We start from the raw sequence: 16,645 nt of genomic DNA on the forward strand, positions 1-16,645 counted from the left end.
AGAAAGCGCTATCAGCCGAGCGCGCGGTTGACCATCGCAATGCGCGCGCGCACCGCGCTGAGCAATTCGTCAAAGGACGACACCTGCTGCGCGCCATAACGCGCCGCGGTGATATCCACATTGCCCTTTCGCCAGAAACCATCCGGGCAGAAGATGATGAGCTTCCCCGACCGGGCATGCAGACCCATTTCGAGCAGGCTGACCGGGCTTTGCGATCCCGGCGCGAAATAGAGGATGATGATGTCCGCACTGTCGAGCGCGGCCAGTTCCCATTCCACCTGTTGCCGGAAATTCTGGTCGCTGGCCTCCGGCTTCCATGCAGGATTCCAGTCGGGCCGGCGCGGATTGAGGATGGCGACCCGCTCAGTGGTCAACGCCGCGATCATGGCGCGCTGCCAGTCCGTCGCCTTGCCCATGTCGATGCTGCCGCCCAGAAACAGGCGGGCGCGATCATGGTTGGCCGGCAGGGGCGCGGGCGACGTGATCGTCACCGCTTCGGCCGCCTGCGCGGCAACCGGGACCGCCAATAACAGCGATGTGAGGAACAGCCGCAGCATGAAGGAGGCGGCGTCAGCACCGACGCCGCCCTCGCCCATTCAGGCCGGGACGTTGGCGAGCGCCGCCTTGACCGCGTCGATCGCGGCCTGCGCCTTCTCGCCGTCGGGGCCGCCGCCCTGCGCCATGTCGGGACGGCCGCCGCCGCCCTTGCCGCCCAGCGCTTCGACGCCGGCGCGGACCAGATCGACCGCGCTGAACGTCCCGGTCAGGTCATCGGTGACGCCCACGGCAATGGTGGCGCGACCGTCGATCACGGCCAGCACGGCGGACACGCCGCTGCCCAGGCTCTTCTTGTTGCCGTCCACGATGCCGCGCAATTCCTTGGGGTCCAGGCCGTCGATGACCTGGCCCAGGAAATCGACATTGCCGACCTTTTCCGGGCCGGCCGCCTGCGCGGAACCGCCGCCGGCACCGGCGCCGGAAAGCGCGAGCGCTTTCCTGGCATCGGCCAGTTCGCGCTCCAGCTTGCGGCTCTGCTCGACCAGCGCGGCGATGCGCGCGGGCACTTCGTCGGGCGAGGTTTTCAGCGCGGCGGCCGTCTGGCGCAGTTTGTCGTCGCGGTCGATCAGCCACAGGCGCGCGGCTTCACCGGTCAACGCCTCGATCCGGCGGACGCCACTGGACACGGCGCTTTCCGATATGATCTTGAACAAGGCGATATCACCGGTCGCGCGAACGTGGGTACCGCCGCACAGTTCGACCGAATAGCTATTGCCACCCGGTTCGCCCGGCAGGCCCATCGACAGGACGCGCACCTCGTCGCCATATTTTTCGCCGAACAGCGCCATCGCGCCTGCGCCGATCGCATCGTCCGGGGTCATGAGGCGGGTCGTGACCTCCTCATTATGGCGGATCTGCGCGTTCACATCGGCCTCGATCTTCGCGATCTGGGCATGGGTCAGTGCTTCGGGATGGCTGAAGTCGAAGCGCAGACGCTCCGCCGCGACCATGCTGCCCTTCTGCGTCACATGCGCGCCCAGTTCCTTACGGAGCGCGGCGTGCAGCAGATGGGTGGCGCTGTGGTTGGCGCGGATGCGGTCGCGACGTTCGACGTCCACGACCAGATTGACCGTGTCGCCGACCTTGACGCTGCCCGCGTTGATCGTCGCCTGATGGGCGTGGAGGCGGCCGAGCGGCTTGGACGTATCCGCCACATCGGCGGACAGGCCGCCCAACGATGTGATGGTGCCGGCGTCGCCATTCTGGCCGCCGCTTTCGCCATAGAAGGGCGTCTGGTTGGTGATGATCGCAACCGTGTCGCCGACCGTGGCGCACTCCACGCGAGCACCATCCTTGAGGATGGCCAGCACTTCGCCTTCGCCCTTTGTCGAGGCGTAGCCGACAAATTCGGTGCTGCCGAGCGTCTCTGCGATGTCGTACCAGATTTCGTCCGACGCTTTCTCGCCCGACCCCTTCCACGCGGCGCGGGCGGCGGCCTTCTGCTCCGCCATGGCGGCGTCGAAACCGGCGCGGTCGACGGACAGGCCTTGCGTGCGCAGCGCGTCTTCGGTCAGGTCATAGGGGAAGCCATAGGTGTCGTAGAGCTTGAACGCGGTTTCGCCCGGCAGGGATGCGCCTTCCGACAGGCCAGTGGTCGCTTCGTCCAGCAGACGCAGCCCGTTTTCCAGCGTCTTGCGGAAGCGGGTTTCCTCCCGCAGCAGCGTTTCCTCGATCAGCGGCTGGGCGCGGACCAGTTCGGGGAACGCCCCGCCCATTTCGGAGACGAGGCTGGAGACGAGCCGATACATCAGCGGGTCTTTCGCGCCGATGATATGCGCGTGACGCATGGCGCGGCGCATGATCCGGCGCAGGACATAGCCACGCCCCTCGCTGGCGGGCAGGACGCCGTCGGCGATCAGGAAGCTGGTCGAGCGGAGATGATCGGCGATGACGCGATGGCTGGCCTGAAACTCGCCATCGGTCGCGGTGCGGGTGATCGCCGCGGACTCTTCGATCAGCGCCTTGAACGTGTCCGTGTCATAATTGTTGTGGACGCCCTGCATCACCGCCGCGATGCGCTCCAGCCCCATGCCGGTGTCGATCGACGGCTTGGGCAGTTCCGAGACGATCTCGTTGGCTTCCTGCTCATATTGCATGAAGACGAGGTTCCAGATTTCAACGAAACGGTCGCCGTCCTCCTCCGGGCTGCCGGGATGGCCACCCCAGATATGGTCGCCATGGTCGTAGAAGATTTCCGAGCAGGGACCGCAAGGGCCGCTGTCGCCCATCGCCCAGAAATTATCCTTGGTCGGGATACGGATGATCTTGTGATCGGGCAGGCCGGCAATCTTCTTCCACAGGTCGAACGCCTCGTCGTCCGTGTGGTAGACGGTGGCGGTCAGCTTGTCCGCAGGCAGGCCCCATTCCTTGGTCAGGAGCGTCCAGGCGTGGGTGATCGCCTGTTCCTTGAAATAATCGCCGAAGCTGAAATTGCCCAGCATTTCAAAGAAAGTATGGTGGCGCGCGGTGTAGCCGACATTGTCGAGATCGTTATGCTTGCCCCCGGCGCGGACCGACTTCTGGCTCGACGTCGCGGTCTTGTAGGGGCGCGTTTCCAGACCCGTGAAGACATTCTTGAACGGCACCATGCCCGCATTGACGAACATGAGCGTCGGATCGTTGTGCGGCACCAGCGGCGCGGACGGGACGATGGTGTGGCCGTTGGCCCCGAAATAGTCGAGGAAGGAGCGGCGAATGTCGTTGGTCGAGGTCATGGGGGCGATTTAGTGGGAAGCGGCCCGCCGCACAAGCGGGGGATTTGGTCGTGGGTGATTGGGAAGGGGGATCAATTTGGCGTGATGCCTCAAACAGCCATCGAGGCTGCATTTACTCATCCGCATCACCTGAGCGTATTCGTCTGACTTGGCGCTTGGCTCCCAGATAAACCCTCCAGCCCCAAATCGCGAAAAGCGAGAAGGTCAAAAAAGCAATGACTACTACCTCAAGGGTAGAAGGAGGATTGCCTTGGCCGTAAAAAATTAGGCCAGCGATCGCTGCGACTCCGAGAGGGATGATCGGCACCACGCTGGATAACCCGTTCATGCGAGGCCAAGTATCGCCGAGATCCGTGTCGATCCAGTCTATATAACGCCGCCAAAGACTCATTGTGCAGATTAGTCCCGCCATCCGTTCGCCCTGAGCTTGTCGAAGGGCCGCAGTTCTTGAAATCGAAAAGAGGCTTCGACAGGCTCAGCCCGAACGGAAAAGAGTTAATTCCATTACCCTATCGGCTCTTCAATCGACACCGGCGGCTTGGAAAACCACGCCGGTCCCTGCGCGGTCATGTGGAAGCAGTCTTCCATCCGCACGCCCATCACGCCGGGCAGATACAGCCCCGGTTCGTTGGAGAAACACATGCCGATGTCCAGCTTGGTCGTCTCGCCATGGACGAGGTTGACCGGCTCGTGCCCTTCCATGCCGATGCCGTGGCCGGTGCGATGGGACAGGCCGGGAAGCGCATAGCCGGGGCCGTAGCCCTGCGTCTCATACCAGCCGCGCACCGCGTCATCGACCGATCCGGCCGGGACGCCGAGTTTCGCGGCGGCGAACGCGATCGTCTGGCCGTGGGATACGTCGTTCCAGACCTTGCGCTGCTGCGCGGTGGGGGCTGCGCCATGGACGAAGGTACGGCTGATGTCGGACTGATAATCCTCGACCGTACAGCCGCAGTCCATCAGCACGACCTCCCCCGCCTTCACCGCCTGCGGCTTGCCGGAACCGTGCGGATAGGCGGCCGCTTCGCCCATCAGGATCAGGTTGAACTCCACCTGCCCGCCCAGTTGCTTCGTCGCCGCGCTCATCAGCGCGCCGATGTCGGCGGGGGTCATGCCGGCCTTCACCTGGCGATAGGTCCAGCGATAGGCCGCCATGGTGACGTCAGCGGCGGTCTGCATCAGGGCGATCTCGGCCGCCGTCTTTCGCATGCGGATGGCGCGGGTGACGGGGTCTTTCACCAACGTCGCGGCGGGCAGCGCGGCCTTGATACCATCCACCGCGAAATAGCGGACCGTTTCCTCGATGCCGATGCGCCCCTTGGCCAGCCCCTTCGCGGTCAGATAATCTGCGATCGGCGCATAGGGGCTTTCATGCTCCTGCCAGACGCGCACCTCCGCGGGGATGGCGAGCGATTCGTCGATCGAGGGTTTTTCGAAGAAGGGGCAGACGACCAGCGGCGCGCCGCTCGCCGGGATCACCAGCGCGGTCAGGCGCTCCGACCGATGCCAACGGATGCCGCTATAATAGATGAGGCTGGCGCCCGGCTCGACCAGCAGCGCGTCGATGCCGGCCGCCTGCATCATCTTCTGCGCGCGCGCGAGACGGTCTGCGCGCTCGGCCTTGCCGATCGGCGTAATAGCGCCGGTCAGGGATTTGAGCGCTTCGCCCGCCTTGTCCTGCGCAAAGAGGCGCGGGCTTATCAGCGCTGTGGCGAGACCGGCGGCGACGGTGCGCAGCAGGGTACGGCGGTCTGGATGATAGGCGTTCATGGTCATAGGATTTCCCCGGCTGCGTCGACCAGATGGCTAACGCAGCGCACGCGCGATCACAACAGCCGCCTCCCCTGTCGACACGCAATCTGCCGGGCCTGCACGATGTCAAGCCTTGCCATACTCCGCTGGCCCTGCGAGGGCGTGTCTCAAACGGCAATATTCGGAGTCACGGCCGCATGGCGGAGCAACTTTTTTATGATTGGCCCAGCAGCCGGCAAATTCCGCCCATGCCGATGCTGTGGAATGACGGACTGACTCATGCGATCGAGCAAAATCATGCGCTGAAGCTGGACGCGCCGCCGGCGGGCATCTGGGCCTTCGACGATGCGCAACTGATCGGCCCGTGCATCCCGCCGGTCCTGCAAAGCCTGTCGGAAGACATGAAGAATGCGCTGTTTCCCGGCTATATCATCCGCAAATATGCCGATGAAGGCTATACGGGCCAGTTCCTGCAAGGCGGCGGAGAGCATAGGACGATCGACACCGCCTGGACCGTATGGAACTATAATTGCGTCATCTACGGCCATTTCCTGCTGGAAGTGATGCCTCGCCTGCTGGTCATGCGCGCGGCGCATCGGCTGGATCCGTCGCTGGCCGCCATCCCGATCATCCTGCCCGCCAACGCCCCTTCCTACGCGCTCAAATGGATCGACCTGCTGCTGCCCGACTTCCATGTGGAAACGAAGGAATTGCAGGACGTGCTGACGGTGCGCCGCCTGCTGATCCCCGGATGGGGCAACCGCTTCGTCTATTCCGATGTCGTCCATGACGAACTGGAATGGCTGACGGCGCCCTATCGGCAGGACGGGGCCGCCCGAAAGCGCATCTTCGTGGACCGGCGCGTGCAATCCTACCGCATTCTGGCCAATGCCCAGCAGCTACAGGATATCGCGGCCAGTTACGGCTTTGAAAGCGTCAGCCCGGAACATCTGACGCTGGAACAGCAGATCGCGCTCTTCGCGTCGGCCGACGATGTGATCGGCGAATTTTCCAGCGCGCTGCACAACAGCATCTTCTCGCCCGCCGGGTGCCGGGTCATGGCGATGAACTACATCACCGAATGCCAGTCGCGCATCGGCAATTTCCGCAGGCAGCGGGTCGGCTACATATTGCCGCGCGAAGGCCCGATCGGCTTCGATCCCAGCATAAAGGGCGAGCGCCATTTCGAAATCGACGCCGCCACCTTCGAGCGGAAACTGAACATCATGCTGAAGAGGCAATAGGGTCAGGCATAGGCATAGGGGCCGCCGGCTGCCAGCCCCGCCGCGTAGGCAGGCCGCGCGTGGATGTCTGCCAGCCAGCGGATCAGATGAGGACGGCTGCTGTCAAGGCCACCGCGTGCACGCGACGCCTCCAGCGGGAAACTCATCATCATGTCGGCGGCAGTGAAGGCGTCGCCGGCAAAATAGGGCCGGGTCGCCAGTTCGCTTTCCAGCCAGTCGAGATGATCGTCCAGCATGCGCTGCACCGTCGGGCGCGCGGGACGACCGAGCAGGCCCAGCTTGCCGATGATGAGCAGCGCCAGCAGCGGCGGCATCATCGAGCCTTCGGCATAATGGAGAAACTGGCGGTAGAGAATGGCCCCCTGCGCATCGGCCGGCGGGCCGAAACGGTTGCCGGCGCGGGCCACCAGATAGTCCATGATCGCGCCCGTTTCGATCAGGCGATGGCCGTCCACCTCCACCACCGGGGAGCGACCGAGCGGGTGGATGGCGCGCAGGCTGTCGGGCGCGCGCATGGTCTTGCGGTCGCGCTCGTAGCGGCGGACCTCATAGGGTTCGCCCAGTTCCTCCAACAGCCAGAGAATGCGTTGCGACCGGCTGTTGTTCAGATGATGGACGATGATCGTCATGATGGCTCCCATGGCATTATGCCGAAGGCTAGCCCAGCGGCCACGCCCTGCCAACCCGTTCCCCGGCGCAGGCCGGGGTCCAGAGCGGCCAAGCACGGCTCTCAAAAACTGGACCCCGGCCTGCGCCGGGGAACCGGCTTATGCCGGCTCCAGCGCCTCCGCCTTCTGCTCTGTGCGGAAGGCATGGAGTAGCGGTTCGGTATAGCCGCTGGGCTGCTCGACACCCTCGAACACCAGCGCGCGGGCGGCCTGATAGGCCAGGCTCTCCGCTTCGCGCCCACTCATCGGCTGATAAAGCGGATCGCCTGCATTTTGCGCATCGACCTTGGCCGCCATCCGTGCCAGCGCGGCGTCGACCTGTTCCGCCGTGCAGACGCCATGCAGCAGCCAGTTGGCCATATGCTGCGAGGAAATGCGCAGCGTCGCACGATCCTCCATCAACCCGATATCGTGAATGTCCGGCACCTTGGAGCATCCGACGCCCTGATCCACCCAGCGGACGACGTAGCCAAGGATGCCCTGCGCATTATTGTCCAGTTCCTGCGCGATTTCCTCGTCCGAAAAGTTGCGGCCGACCGCGACCGGAATGGTCAGAAGTTTCTCCAGCGGCGCGATGCCTTCGGCCTTGCGTTCTGCCTGCCGGGCGAAGACGTCGATACGGTGATAATGGGTCGCGTGCAACGTCGCGGCCGTGGGCGACGGCACCCATGCGGTGTTGGCCCCGCTCTTGGGGTGGCCCGCCTTCTGCTCCAGCATGTCGGCCATGCGATCGGGCGCGGCCCACATCCCCTTGCCGATCTGCGCCCGGCCCGACAGGCCGCAGGCGAGGCCGATCTGGACGTTGCGATCCTCATAGGCGGTGATCCAGTCGCTCGCCTTCATCTCGCCCTTGGGGATCATCGGGCCAGCCTGCATCGAGGTGTGCATCTCGTCCCCGGTGCGGTCGAGGAAGCCGGTGTTGATGAAGACGATGCGATCGCGGACGGCACGGATGCAGGCGGCAAGGTTGGCGGAGGTTCGGCGCTCCTCATCCATGACGCCGACCTTGATCGTGTGGCGCGCCATGCCCAGCATATCCTCGATCGCATCGAACAGGCGGTTGGTGAAGCCGGCCTCTTCGGGGCCGTGCATCTTGGGCTTGACGATATAGACGCTGCCGGCGCGGCTGTTGCCACCATGGCGCTTCAGGTCGTGGATCGCGATCAGGCTGGTGACGATGCCGTCCAATATGCCTTCGGGCGCTTCGTCGCCATTGCTCAGCCGGATCGCCGGGTTGGTCATCAGATGGCCGACATTGCGGACGAACAGCAAACTGCGGCCCGGCAGGGTGAAATTGCTGCCGTCCGGCGCTGCATAGGCGCGGTCGGGGTTGAGCGTGCGGGTCATCGTCGCCCCGCCCTTCTCGAACGTCTCCATCAGGTCGCCGCGCATCAGCCCCAGCCAATTGGCATAGGCGCCGACCTTGTCCTGCGCATCGACGGCGGCGACGGAGTCCTCCAGATCGCAGATGGCGGTCAGCGCGGATTCCAGGATGACGTCGGATATGCCGGCGGGATCGGTGGCGCCGATCGGGTGCGCCTTGTCGAAGACGACTTCGATATGCAGGCCATTATGGCGGAACAGCTTGCCCTTGTCGCTGGTGCCGACGAATTGGGTCGGGTCGGCCAGCGCGATATCGTCGCTCGCCAGATCGGCCCAACTGCCGTTCGCCAGCGGGATCGCATCGTCCAGAAACGCCTTGGCCCAGCCGATGACCTGCGCACCGCGCGCGGCGTCATAGCCCTTCCCTGCCGCCGCGCCCGGTATCGCATCTGTGCCATAGAGCGCGTCATACAGGCTGCCCCAGCGCGCATTGGCGGCGTTCAGCAGGAAACGGGCGTTCAGGATCGGGACGACCAGTTGCGGCCCGGCCAGACGCGCAACCTCATCATCGACATTGTCGCTGCCGATGATGAAGGGCGCGGGTTCGGGGACAAGATAGCCGACCTCTCGCAGGAAGGCTTGATAGGCTTGCCGGTCATGGGGCTGGCCCCGGCGCTGTTCGTGCCAGTTGTCGATCTGCGCCTGCAATGTGTCGCGCTTGCGCAGCAACGCGACGTTGTCCGGCGTGAAGCGGGCGAAGATATCGGCCACGCCGGTCCAGAAGGCGTCGGGCGCGATCCCGGTGCCGGGCAGCGCGCGGCTGTCGATGAAATCGGCCAGTTCCTGCGCAACCTGAAGGCTGGCCTTTTCGATCATGCGGTCAGTCATGAATCCACTCCTTGATGACCCGTCTTTTAGACCTTTTGCATTATGCCGTGTAGACGCTATTATTCGAATACAGTCATTCCTGTGGTGAACGAATATGATGGACCCGGATCATGAATTGTTCGTGACCGTCGTGGACGAAGGCGGGCTGGCGGCGGCCGGGCGGCGGCTGCATATCTCGCCCGCGATGATGTCCAAGCGGCTGGCGCGGCTGGAGGAGAGGCTGGGCGCGAAGCTGGTGCATCGTACCACGCGGCGGCTGGCGCTGACGTCGGCGGGCGAGCGCCTCCATGCCGACCTGCGCGGCATCTTGGCGGCGCTGGACGATGCGGAGCGGCGCGTGTCTGGCGCATCGGCGGTGGCGAGCGGACCGCTGCGCATCACCGCGCCGACCTCCTTCGGGCGGATGCACCTCGCCCCCTATCTCCAGCACTTCATCGACGCGCATCCCAAAGTGGACCTGACCGTCGACCTGTCGGATGATTTCGCCGACCTGATCGAAAGCCGCGCCGACCTCGCCATCCGCATCACCGCCGATCCGGGTCCGGGGCTGACGGCACGGCGGCTGGCGACCAACCGGCGCATCCTCTGCGCCGCGCCCGCCTATCTGGCGCAGCATGGCACGCCGCAGACGATCGCCGACCTGAAGGCCCATCGCCTGCTCGCCGCCGAAGGACAGATGCCCTGGCGGCTGGTCGGGCCGAAGGGGCCAGTCGCGGTCGAGGGACGCAGCCATGTCCGCACCAACAGCAGCGAACTGGTGCGCGAATTGACGCTGGCGGGCGGCGGCATCGCGCTGCGATCGCTGTGGGATATCAGCGAAACGCTGGGCCAGGGCAAAGTTCGGCAGATACTGCCGGACTATGAAGGGTCCGCGGACGTCGGCCTGTTTGCCGTACGATTGCCGCAGCATAATCCGCCCGCCGCGATGACGTCTTTCATCGAATTTCTTGTTACACTTTATGTCCCGACGCCCCCGTGGGAACGCATCGTCTTGCCCTAGCGGAACCGAGGCTCTAAGGCCGCCGCCATGGACGATAACACCCGCCGCGCCGCCCTCGACTATCACCGCTATCCCCAGCCCGGTAAGCTCCGCATAGAGCCGACCAAGCGCATGGTGAACCAGCGCGACCTTGCGCTGGCCTATTCGCCGGGCGTCGCCGCCCCCTGCGTGGAGATCGCCGCCGATCCCGACAAGGCGATGGACTATACCGCGCGCGGCAATCTGGTCGCCGTCATTTCCAACGGTACCGCCGTGCTGGGTCTGGGCGCGATCGGCGCACTGGCATCCAAGCCGGTGATGGAGGGCAAGGCCGTCCTCTTCAAGAAATTCGCCGACATCGATGTGTTCGACATCGAAATCGATACGACCGATACGGACGCATTCGTGGATGCCGTCGCGCTGATGGAGCCGACCTTCGGCGGCATCAATCTGGAAGATATCAAGGCGCCCGAATGTTTCGAGATCGAACGCCGCCTGAAGGAACGGATGAACATTCCGGTCTTCCATGACGATCAGCATGGCACCGCCATCGTCGTCGCCGCCGCCGTGCGCAACGCGCTGGTGTTGCAGGGCAAGACGCTGGCCGACGCAAAGCTGGTGACGTCGGGCGCGGGCGCTGCGGCGCTGGCCTGCGTCGACCTGCTGGTGTCGATGGGGCTGCCAATCGAAAACGTCACCATGACCGACAAGGATGGCGTCATCCATTCGGGTCGCGAAGGCATGCTGCCCAACATGGCGCGCTATGCCCGCAACACCAATGCGCGCACCCTGCCCGACGTGCTGCCGGGCGCGAACCTGTTCCTGGGCCTGTCCGCGCCGGGCGTGCTGAAGGCCGAATGGTTGCCGCTGATGGCGCCCAATCCGCTGATCTTCGCGCTGGCCAACCCGGAACCGGAAATCCGCCCGGAAGCCGCACGCGAAGTGCGCCCCGACGCGATCATCGCGACCGGCCGGTCGGACTATCCCAACCAGGTCAACAACGTCCTGTGCTTCCCCTACATCTTCCGGGGCGCGCTGGATTGCGGCGCGACGCAGATCAACGAAGCGATGAAGGTCGCCGCCGCCGACGCCATCGCCGCGCTGGCCCGCATGCCCGCGCATGACAGCGTGGCGCAGGCCTATGGCGGCCGCAAGCTGGTGTTCGGCCCGGACTATATCATCCCCACCCCGTTCGACCCGCGCCTGATCGGCGAGATCGCCGTCGCCGTCGCCCGCGCGGCGATGGACAGCGGCGTGGCGAAGAAGACGCTGGACCTGGACGACTATAAGCGCAGCCTGACCCGTCAGGCGACGCGATCGGGCCAGTTGATGCTGCCGGTGTTCGAAGCCGCGCGCGGCAGCGCCGTCCGCATCGTCTATGGCGAGGGTGAGGATGAGCGCGTGTTGCGCGCCATTCGCGACGCGCTGGACGAAGGCATTGCGCGCCCGACCATCGTCGCGCGCCGCCGGATACTGGAACAGAAGCTGCCCGAACTGGGCCTGGGCTTCGAACTGGACCGCGATGTCGATGTCGTCGATCCGGAGACCGACCATCTGGTGATGGGCGAACTGGTCGAGGCCTATCGCGCGATCGCATCGCGTCGGGGCGTGCCGGCCGACGAAATCCTGCGTCATGTCTACCGCCGGCCGACCATCACCGCCGCCATGCTGTTGCAGACCGGTCGGGTGGACGCCGCGCTGGTCGGCGGGCGTTCCGAATATTGGGGCCAGGTCGAACATGTGCTGCGCATCATCGAGCGCGCGCCGGATCATAGCCGCGTCTATGCGCTGTCGGGCCTGATCCTGGACGCAGGCGCGCTGTTCATCACGGACACCCATATGGTGCCGGACCCGACGCCCGAACAGATCGCGGAAATGACGCTGGCCGCTTCGGCGGAACTCAAGCATTTCGGCCTGACGCCGCGCGCCGCGCTGCTCTCCCACTCCAATTTCGGCGCGTCGCACACCGACAGCGCGCGCAAGATGCGCCGCGCGTTCAAGATCGTGCGGGATGCCGCGCCCGACCTCGCCGTGGATGGCGAGATGCACGCCGATGCTGCGCTCAGCCAGGCTCTGCGCGAGCGGCTGATCCCGGATTCGCGGTTCGAGGGGCCGGCGAACCTGCTGGTCATGCCGAACCTGGACGCAGCCAACATCACGCTGACCGCGCTGGCGGCCTCCTCCAGCTCGCCGACCGTAGGCCCGATGCTGATGGGCCTGACCAAGCCGATCCATGTGCTGACGCCCGGCGTGACGTCACGCGGCATCCTCAATCTGACCGCGATCGCGGCGGCGGAAGTCGCGCGGGAAGGCTGAACTTAACCTTTTTGCGCCTATGCTGAACGCGCATGGAGGCATGAGGACAAGAATGGCGGGTTTCCTGAAACGGTTCGGGCCGAAACTGGCGATCGGCGGCGTGGTGGCGATGACCGCGCTGGTCGTCTTCGCTTCGATCGACCGGCAAGCGTTCGAGGGTAGGGCTGCGCCGGAAATGGCGGCGGCAGACAACGCCGTGTCCGCGCCTGCGCCCGCCGCAGCCTCGGGCCCCGCCCCGGCCCCCGCCAAGCCCGTCGAACGGCGCAGCGATCAGGGCATGACCGTCGATCCCCATGCCCTGCGCGTGAAGCACGTGCTCAAGATCGACGGGCCTTTCCGCCATGGCGACTATGCCTGGGACGAAAAGGGTGCGCCGACTACCGGCCGCGTCATCGTGACGGTCGACCTGCGCGCACAGACATTGTCGGTCTTCCGCGACGGCTATGAAATCGGCGCGGCGGTGATCCTCTATGGCGCGACCGACAAGCCCAGCCCCAAGGGCGCCTTCCCGATCACGCAGAAGATCGCGGATTATTATTCGCGCACCTACAATAACGCGCCCATGCCGTTCGCCCAGCGACTGACCAGCGACGGCGTCTTCATCCATGGCAGCGACGTGCAATGGGGCCGCGGCACCCATGGCTGCATCGGCGTGCCCAAGGCTTTTGCCGAAAAGCTGTTCGGCGTGACCAGGGTGGGCGATCTGGTCGTCGTCACCGACGGCAAGATGCTGGACGTCAGCAAGGCGACGGTCGGCTGATTCCTTCATTGTGGCGCGGCCTCGATCGTCGGCTTGCGTCCGGCGGTGAGCGCGCTGCCGCCGGACGCCGCCATGATGCACAGGATGGCGATCCACTGAAGCGGCGTGAGCCGCTCGCCCAGCAGGACAAAGCCGATCACCGCCCCCACGGCCGGCGCGGAACTGACCATCAGGCCGAAAACCGGTGCCGGCAATCGCCGCATCGCCTCCATATCCAGCGAATAGGGCAAGGCGCTGGACAGAAAGGCGATGGCTATGCCCAACGTAAGCACATGGGGGCTGAACAGCGCCGCCGTCTGATGGGCGACACCGACCGGCAGGATGAGGATAGCCGCAATCGCCATGCCCCATGCGACCGCGTCGCCGCCCAACGCGCCGGACACGCGCTTGCCGGTCAGGATATAGATCGCCCAGCAGACCGCCGCCGCCAGGGCAAAGCCGACCCCCAACGGATCGAGCGCCGCATCGCTGCGCAGCGGCAATAGCAGCAGCAATCCTGCGACCGCCGCCGCCAGCCACAGAAAATCGCGCGGCCGGCGCGATCCGAACAGGACGACGGCCAGCGGCCCGATCACTTCGATCGCAATGGCGATGCCGATCGGGATACGGGCGAACGCCTGATAGATGAGGATATTCATCAGCCCCAGCACAGCGCCATAAGCGATGAGCGGCCCGCGCACCCCGTCAGGAACCACGCGCCGCCACGGCCGACGGAACAGCAACAGCAGAATCGCGCCCAGCCCCACCCGCAGGCTGGTGATGCCATAAGCGCCGACCACGGGAAAAAGAGTCTTGGCTATGGCCGCGCCCAGCGTAACCGACGTCAGCGACGCCAGTACCGCGCCGGCTCCGACAATCACAGCCCGTCCATCCTGCCCGATTTTTTCTGTCATAGCAGCGCTATAGCCGATCCCGTGCCCGCCACGAACCGCAATTGATTGCAGAAACCGGTATCGCAAGTGCAATAAACTCATACGAATGCAGGGTTGACCAGCGCTGTCATCAAGCCCAATTGCGGGACTTCCGTATCTTTTTGCAACGCAGCATGGAGCTGGCCATGGCCCCCCGCACCCACAGCGCGCATCCCGCGCTCGTCCTTTTCGCCCTGTCGGTGGGGGCCTTCGCGATCGGCACGACCGAATTTGCGGCGATGAGCCTGCTGCCCTTCTTTGCCCGCGACCTGGGCATCGACATCACCATCGCGGGCCATGCGATCAGCGCCTATGCGCTGGGCGTGGTGGCGGGCGCGCCGGTGATCGCCGCCCTTGGCGCGCGGCTGCCGCGCCGGACGCTGCTGATCGGCCTGATGGCGATGTTCGCCGTGGGCAACGCCCTGTCGGCCCTGTCTCCCAGCTACCACTGGATGCTGCTGTTCCGCTTCCTGTCAGGCCTGCCGCATGGCGCTTATTTCGGCGTCGCCGCGCTGGTCGCCGCCAGCCTGGTGCCGATCGAGAAGCGCACGCTCGCCATCGCCAAGGTGATGTCCGGCCTGACCCTGGCCACCGTGCTGGGCGTGCCGGTCGCCAACTGGATGGGTCAGGCGCTGGGCTGGCGTTCCGGCTTCTTCGTCGTGGCGGCCCTCGCCGTCGCCACGGTGACGCTGGTGGCGCTCTACGCCCCGCGCGACGGCGGCGATGCCAAGGCCAGCCCGATGCGCGAACTGACCGCGCTGGGCAAGGGACAGGTGTGGCTGACGTTGCTGACCGGCGCGATCGGTTTCGGCGGCCTGTTCGCCGTCTACACCTATGTCGCCTCGACCATGATGGAAGTCACCCATGTGTCGGAAACCTATGTTCCGGTAATCTTGGCGATCTTCGGTATCGGCATGACGCTGGGCAATCTGATCATCGCCTGGCTGGCAGACAAGGCGCGCAACCGCACCGTCATCGGCGTGCTGCTGTGGAGCGCCGGATCGCTGGCGCTGTTCCCGCTGATGGCCGGCAATATCTGGACGCTCGGCCTGATCGTGTTCCTGATCGGCATTGGCGGGGGTCTTGGCACGCCGTTACAGGCGCGCCTGATGGATGTGTCGGGCGATGCGCAGACGCTGGCCGCGGCGCTGCATCACAGCGCCTTCAACGTCGCCAATGCGGTCGGCCCCTGGCTGGGCGGCCTGTCGATCGCGGCGGGCTATGGGCTGGTGTCGACCGGCTGGATCGGCGCGGCGCTGGCGCTGGCCGGCCTGGCCGTCTTCCTGCTGGCGATCACGCTGGAACGGCGCCCGTCCGGCATGATGCCTGTCGCCGCCGAATAAGCCGCTTTCCCCCGGTCAACCCGCCGGATAAGGCGGGGCCATGAACGATCTGGCGAGAGAAGCGAAACTGGCGGAATCGGCGATGGCCGCCCTGCGGCGCGGCGATGCGCCGGCGGCATTGGCGACTCTGCGCACCATGACCGACCCGCCAGCGATGCTGCTGGCGCAGGCCTGCAACCGCAGCGGCGATCTGGATGGGGAGGCGGCGGCGTTGCGGCGCATGCTGGACGCCGACATGCGCAGCCTGCCCGCCCTGATCGCCATGGGCCAGAATGCGGTGCGACGCGGCGACGAGCGCGGCTCGATCAACTGGTTCCGCGCCGCCCTGGCGCAGGCCGCCGCGACCGGCGCGCCGCCGCAGCTTCAGCCGCTGCTGCAACAGGCGCAGGCGAGCGTCGCACAATCCAGCCAGCGGTTCGAGGATCATCTGACCGCCGCGATCCGCGACCTGCCGTCCCTGCCGCGCATCGCCCATGCCACCGACCTGCTGCTCGGCAAGCGCGACCTCTATCTGCAACAGCCCAGCATGTTCTACTTCCCCGGCCTGCCCCAGCGCGCCTTCTACGAGCGCGCCGAATTCGACTGGGTCGCGCCGATGGAGGCGATGACCGACGCGATCGTTGCGGAACTCGCGGCGGTGCGCGCGCAGGAGGCGGACTTCGCCCCCTATGTCCAGACCGCAGAGGATCGCCCTGCCCCCAATAATCCGCTGCGCGACGATGATAGCTGGGGGGCGCTCTATTTCTGGCAGGGCGGCGCCCCGGTGGAAGACAATGCGCGACGCTGCCCCTCGGTCATGGCCGCGCTGGCGCTGGCGCCGATGCCGGCAATCGCGGGACGTTCGCCCATGGCGCTCTGGTCGCTGCTCAAGCCCGGCACCCATATCCAGCCGCATCATGGCCTGCTCAACACCCGGCTGATCTGCCACCTGCCGCTGCTGGTGCCCGGCGACTGCGCCTTGCGCGTGGGGGCGGAGACCCGCGCCTGGCGCAAGGGCGAGATGCTGCTGTTCGACGACAGTATCGAGCATGAAGCCTGGAACCGCAGCGGCGACACCCGCGTCGTCCTGTTGTTCGAAGTCTGGCGGCCGGAAATAGACGCGGAGGAACGGGAGGCGTTGACCCGGCTGTTCCAGGCAATCGACCTGTTCGGCCCGGCGCAGGTCGATACCGGCGGCTGAGCCGTTGCA

12 protein-coding genes are annotated in these 16,645 nt (G+C 65.6%); 6 read left to right on the forward strand and 6 right to left on the reverse strand.

What is annotated here, in order from left to right; genetic code table 11:
* Nucleotides 1-11: 11 nt before the first annotated feature.
* The 3 genes from ASE85_RS00525 to ASE85_RS00540 all read right to left on the reverse strand — a co-directional run bounded on the left by ASE85_RS00525 (nucleotide 12) and on the right by ASE85_RS00540 (nucleotide 5,048).
* On the reverse strand, nucleotides 12-596 hold the full coding sequence (locus ASE85_RS00525) for a nucleoside 2-deoxyribosyltransferase domain-containing protein (protein ID WP_235523139.1): 585 nt from the start codon (nucleotides 594-596) through the stop codon (nucleotides 12-14).
* Nucleotides 597-3,272, reverse strand: coding sequence for an alanine--tRNA ligase (gene alaS, locus ASE85_RS00530; protein ID WP_056681891.1), 2,676 nt, complete (start codon nucleotides 3,270-3,272; stop codon nucleotides 597-599). It abuts the gene before it with no gap.
* A gap of 504 nt (nucleotides 3,273-3,776) precedes the next feature.
* Nucleotides 3,777-5,048, reverse strand: a complete 1,272-nt coding sequence (locus ASE85_RS00540; protein ID WP_235523141.1) for a M24 family metallopeptidase — start codon at nucleotides 5,046-5,048, stop codon at nucleotides 3,777-3,779.
* A 173-nt stretch (nucleotides 5,049-5,221) separates the two neighbouring features.
* On the opposite strand from ASE85_RS00540, the gene ASE85_RS00545 reads away from it, so the two are divergent.
* Nucleotides 5,222-6,268, forward strand: a complete 1,047-nt coding sequence (locus tag ASE85_RS00545) for a glycosyltransferase family 61 protein (protein ID WP_056681896.1) — start codon at nucleotides 5,222-5,224, stop codon at nucleotides 6,266-6,268.
* Between the two features lie 2 nt (nucleotides 6,269-6,270).
* Here ASE85_RS00545 and ASE85_RS00550 read toward each other — a convergent pair whose 3' ends face one another.
* The gene (locus ASE85_RS00550; protein WP_056684131.1) at nucleotides 6,271-6,897 is read right to left on the reverse strand and encodes a glutathione S-transferase family protein; all 627 of its coding nucleotides are present in this window, start codon (nucleotides 6,895-6,897) and stop codon (nucleotides 6,271-6,273) included.
* A gap of 138 nt (nucleotides 6,898-7,035) precedes the next feature.
* Nucleotides 7,036-9,147: a malate synthase G gene (locus ASE85_RS00555; protein ID WP_056681899.1), complete on the reverse strand. Its 2,112-nt coding sequence runs from the start codon at nucleotides 9,145-9,147 to the stop codon at nucleotides 7,036-7,038.
* A gap of 94 nt (nucleotides 9,148-9,241) precedes the next feature.
* Between ASE85_RS00555 and ASE85_RS00560 the strand changes: the two genes are divergently transcribed.
* From ASE85_RS00560 to ASE85_RS00570, 3 genes are read left to right on the forward strand one after another with little or no spacing between them, the layout of a single operon-like run.
* On the forward strand, nucleotides 9,242-10,147 hold the full coding sequence (locus tag ASE85_RS00560; RefSeq protein WP_056681901.1) for a LysR family transcriptional regulator: 906 nt from the start codon (nucleotides 9,242-9,244) through the stop codon (nucleotides 10,145-10,147).
* A 27-nt stretch (nucleotides 10,148-10,174) separates the two neighbouring features.
* On the forward strand, nucleotides 10,175-12,442 hold the full coding sequence (locus ASE85_RS00565; protein ID WP_056681904.1) for an NADP-dependent malic enzyme: 2,268 nt from the start codon (nucleotides 10,175-10,177) through the stop codon (nucleotides 12,440-12,442).
* Between the two features lie 52 nt (nucleotides 12,443-12,494).
* Nucleotides 12,495-13,202, forward strand: coding sequence for a L,D-transpeptidase family protein (locus ASE85_RS00570; RefSeq protein WP_056681907.1), 708 nt, complete (start codon nucleotides 12,495-12,497; stop codon nucleotides 13,200-13,202).
* Between the two features lie 5 nt (nucleotides 13,203-13,207).
* On the opposite strand, the gene ASE85_RS00575 is transcribed toward ASE85_RS00570, so the two are convergent.
* On the reverse strand, nucleotides 13,208-14,095 hold the full coding sequence (locus ASE85_RS00575; protein WP_056681910.1) for an EamA family transporter: 888 nt from the start codon (nucleotides 14,093-14,095) through the stop codon (nucleotides 13,208-13,210).
* A 152-nt stretch (nucleotides 14,096-14,247) separates the two neighbouring features.
* On the opposite strand from ASE85_RS00575, the gene ASE85_RS00580 reads away from it, so the two are divergent.
* Both ASE85_RS00580 and ASE85_RS00585 read left to right on the forward strand, forming a co-directional pair.
* The gene (locus ASE85_RS00580) at nucleotides 14,248-15,456 is read left to right on the forward strand and encodes an MFS transporter (protein ID WP_056681913.1); all 1,209 of its coding nucleotides are present in this window, start codon (nucleotides 14,248-14,250) and stop codon (nucleotides 15,454-15,456) included.
* Between the two features lie 40 nt (nucleotides 15,457-15,496).
* Nucleotides 15,497-16,636: an aspartyl/asparaginyl beta-hydroxylase domain-containing protein gene (locus ASE85_RS00585; protein ID WP_056681916.1), complete on the forward strand. Its 1,140-nt coding sequence runs from the start codon at nucleotides 15,497-15,499 to the stop codon at nucleotides 16,634-16,636.
* Nucleotides 16,637-16,645 lie beyond the last annotated feature (9 nt).

The organism is Sphingobium sp. Leaf26, from assembly GCF_001421665.1.
In the GTDB taxonomy this organism is placed as follows: domain Bacteria; phylum Pseudomonadota; class Alphaproteobacteria; order Sphingomonadales; family Sphingomonadaceae; genus Sphingobium.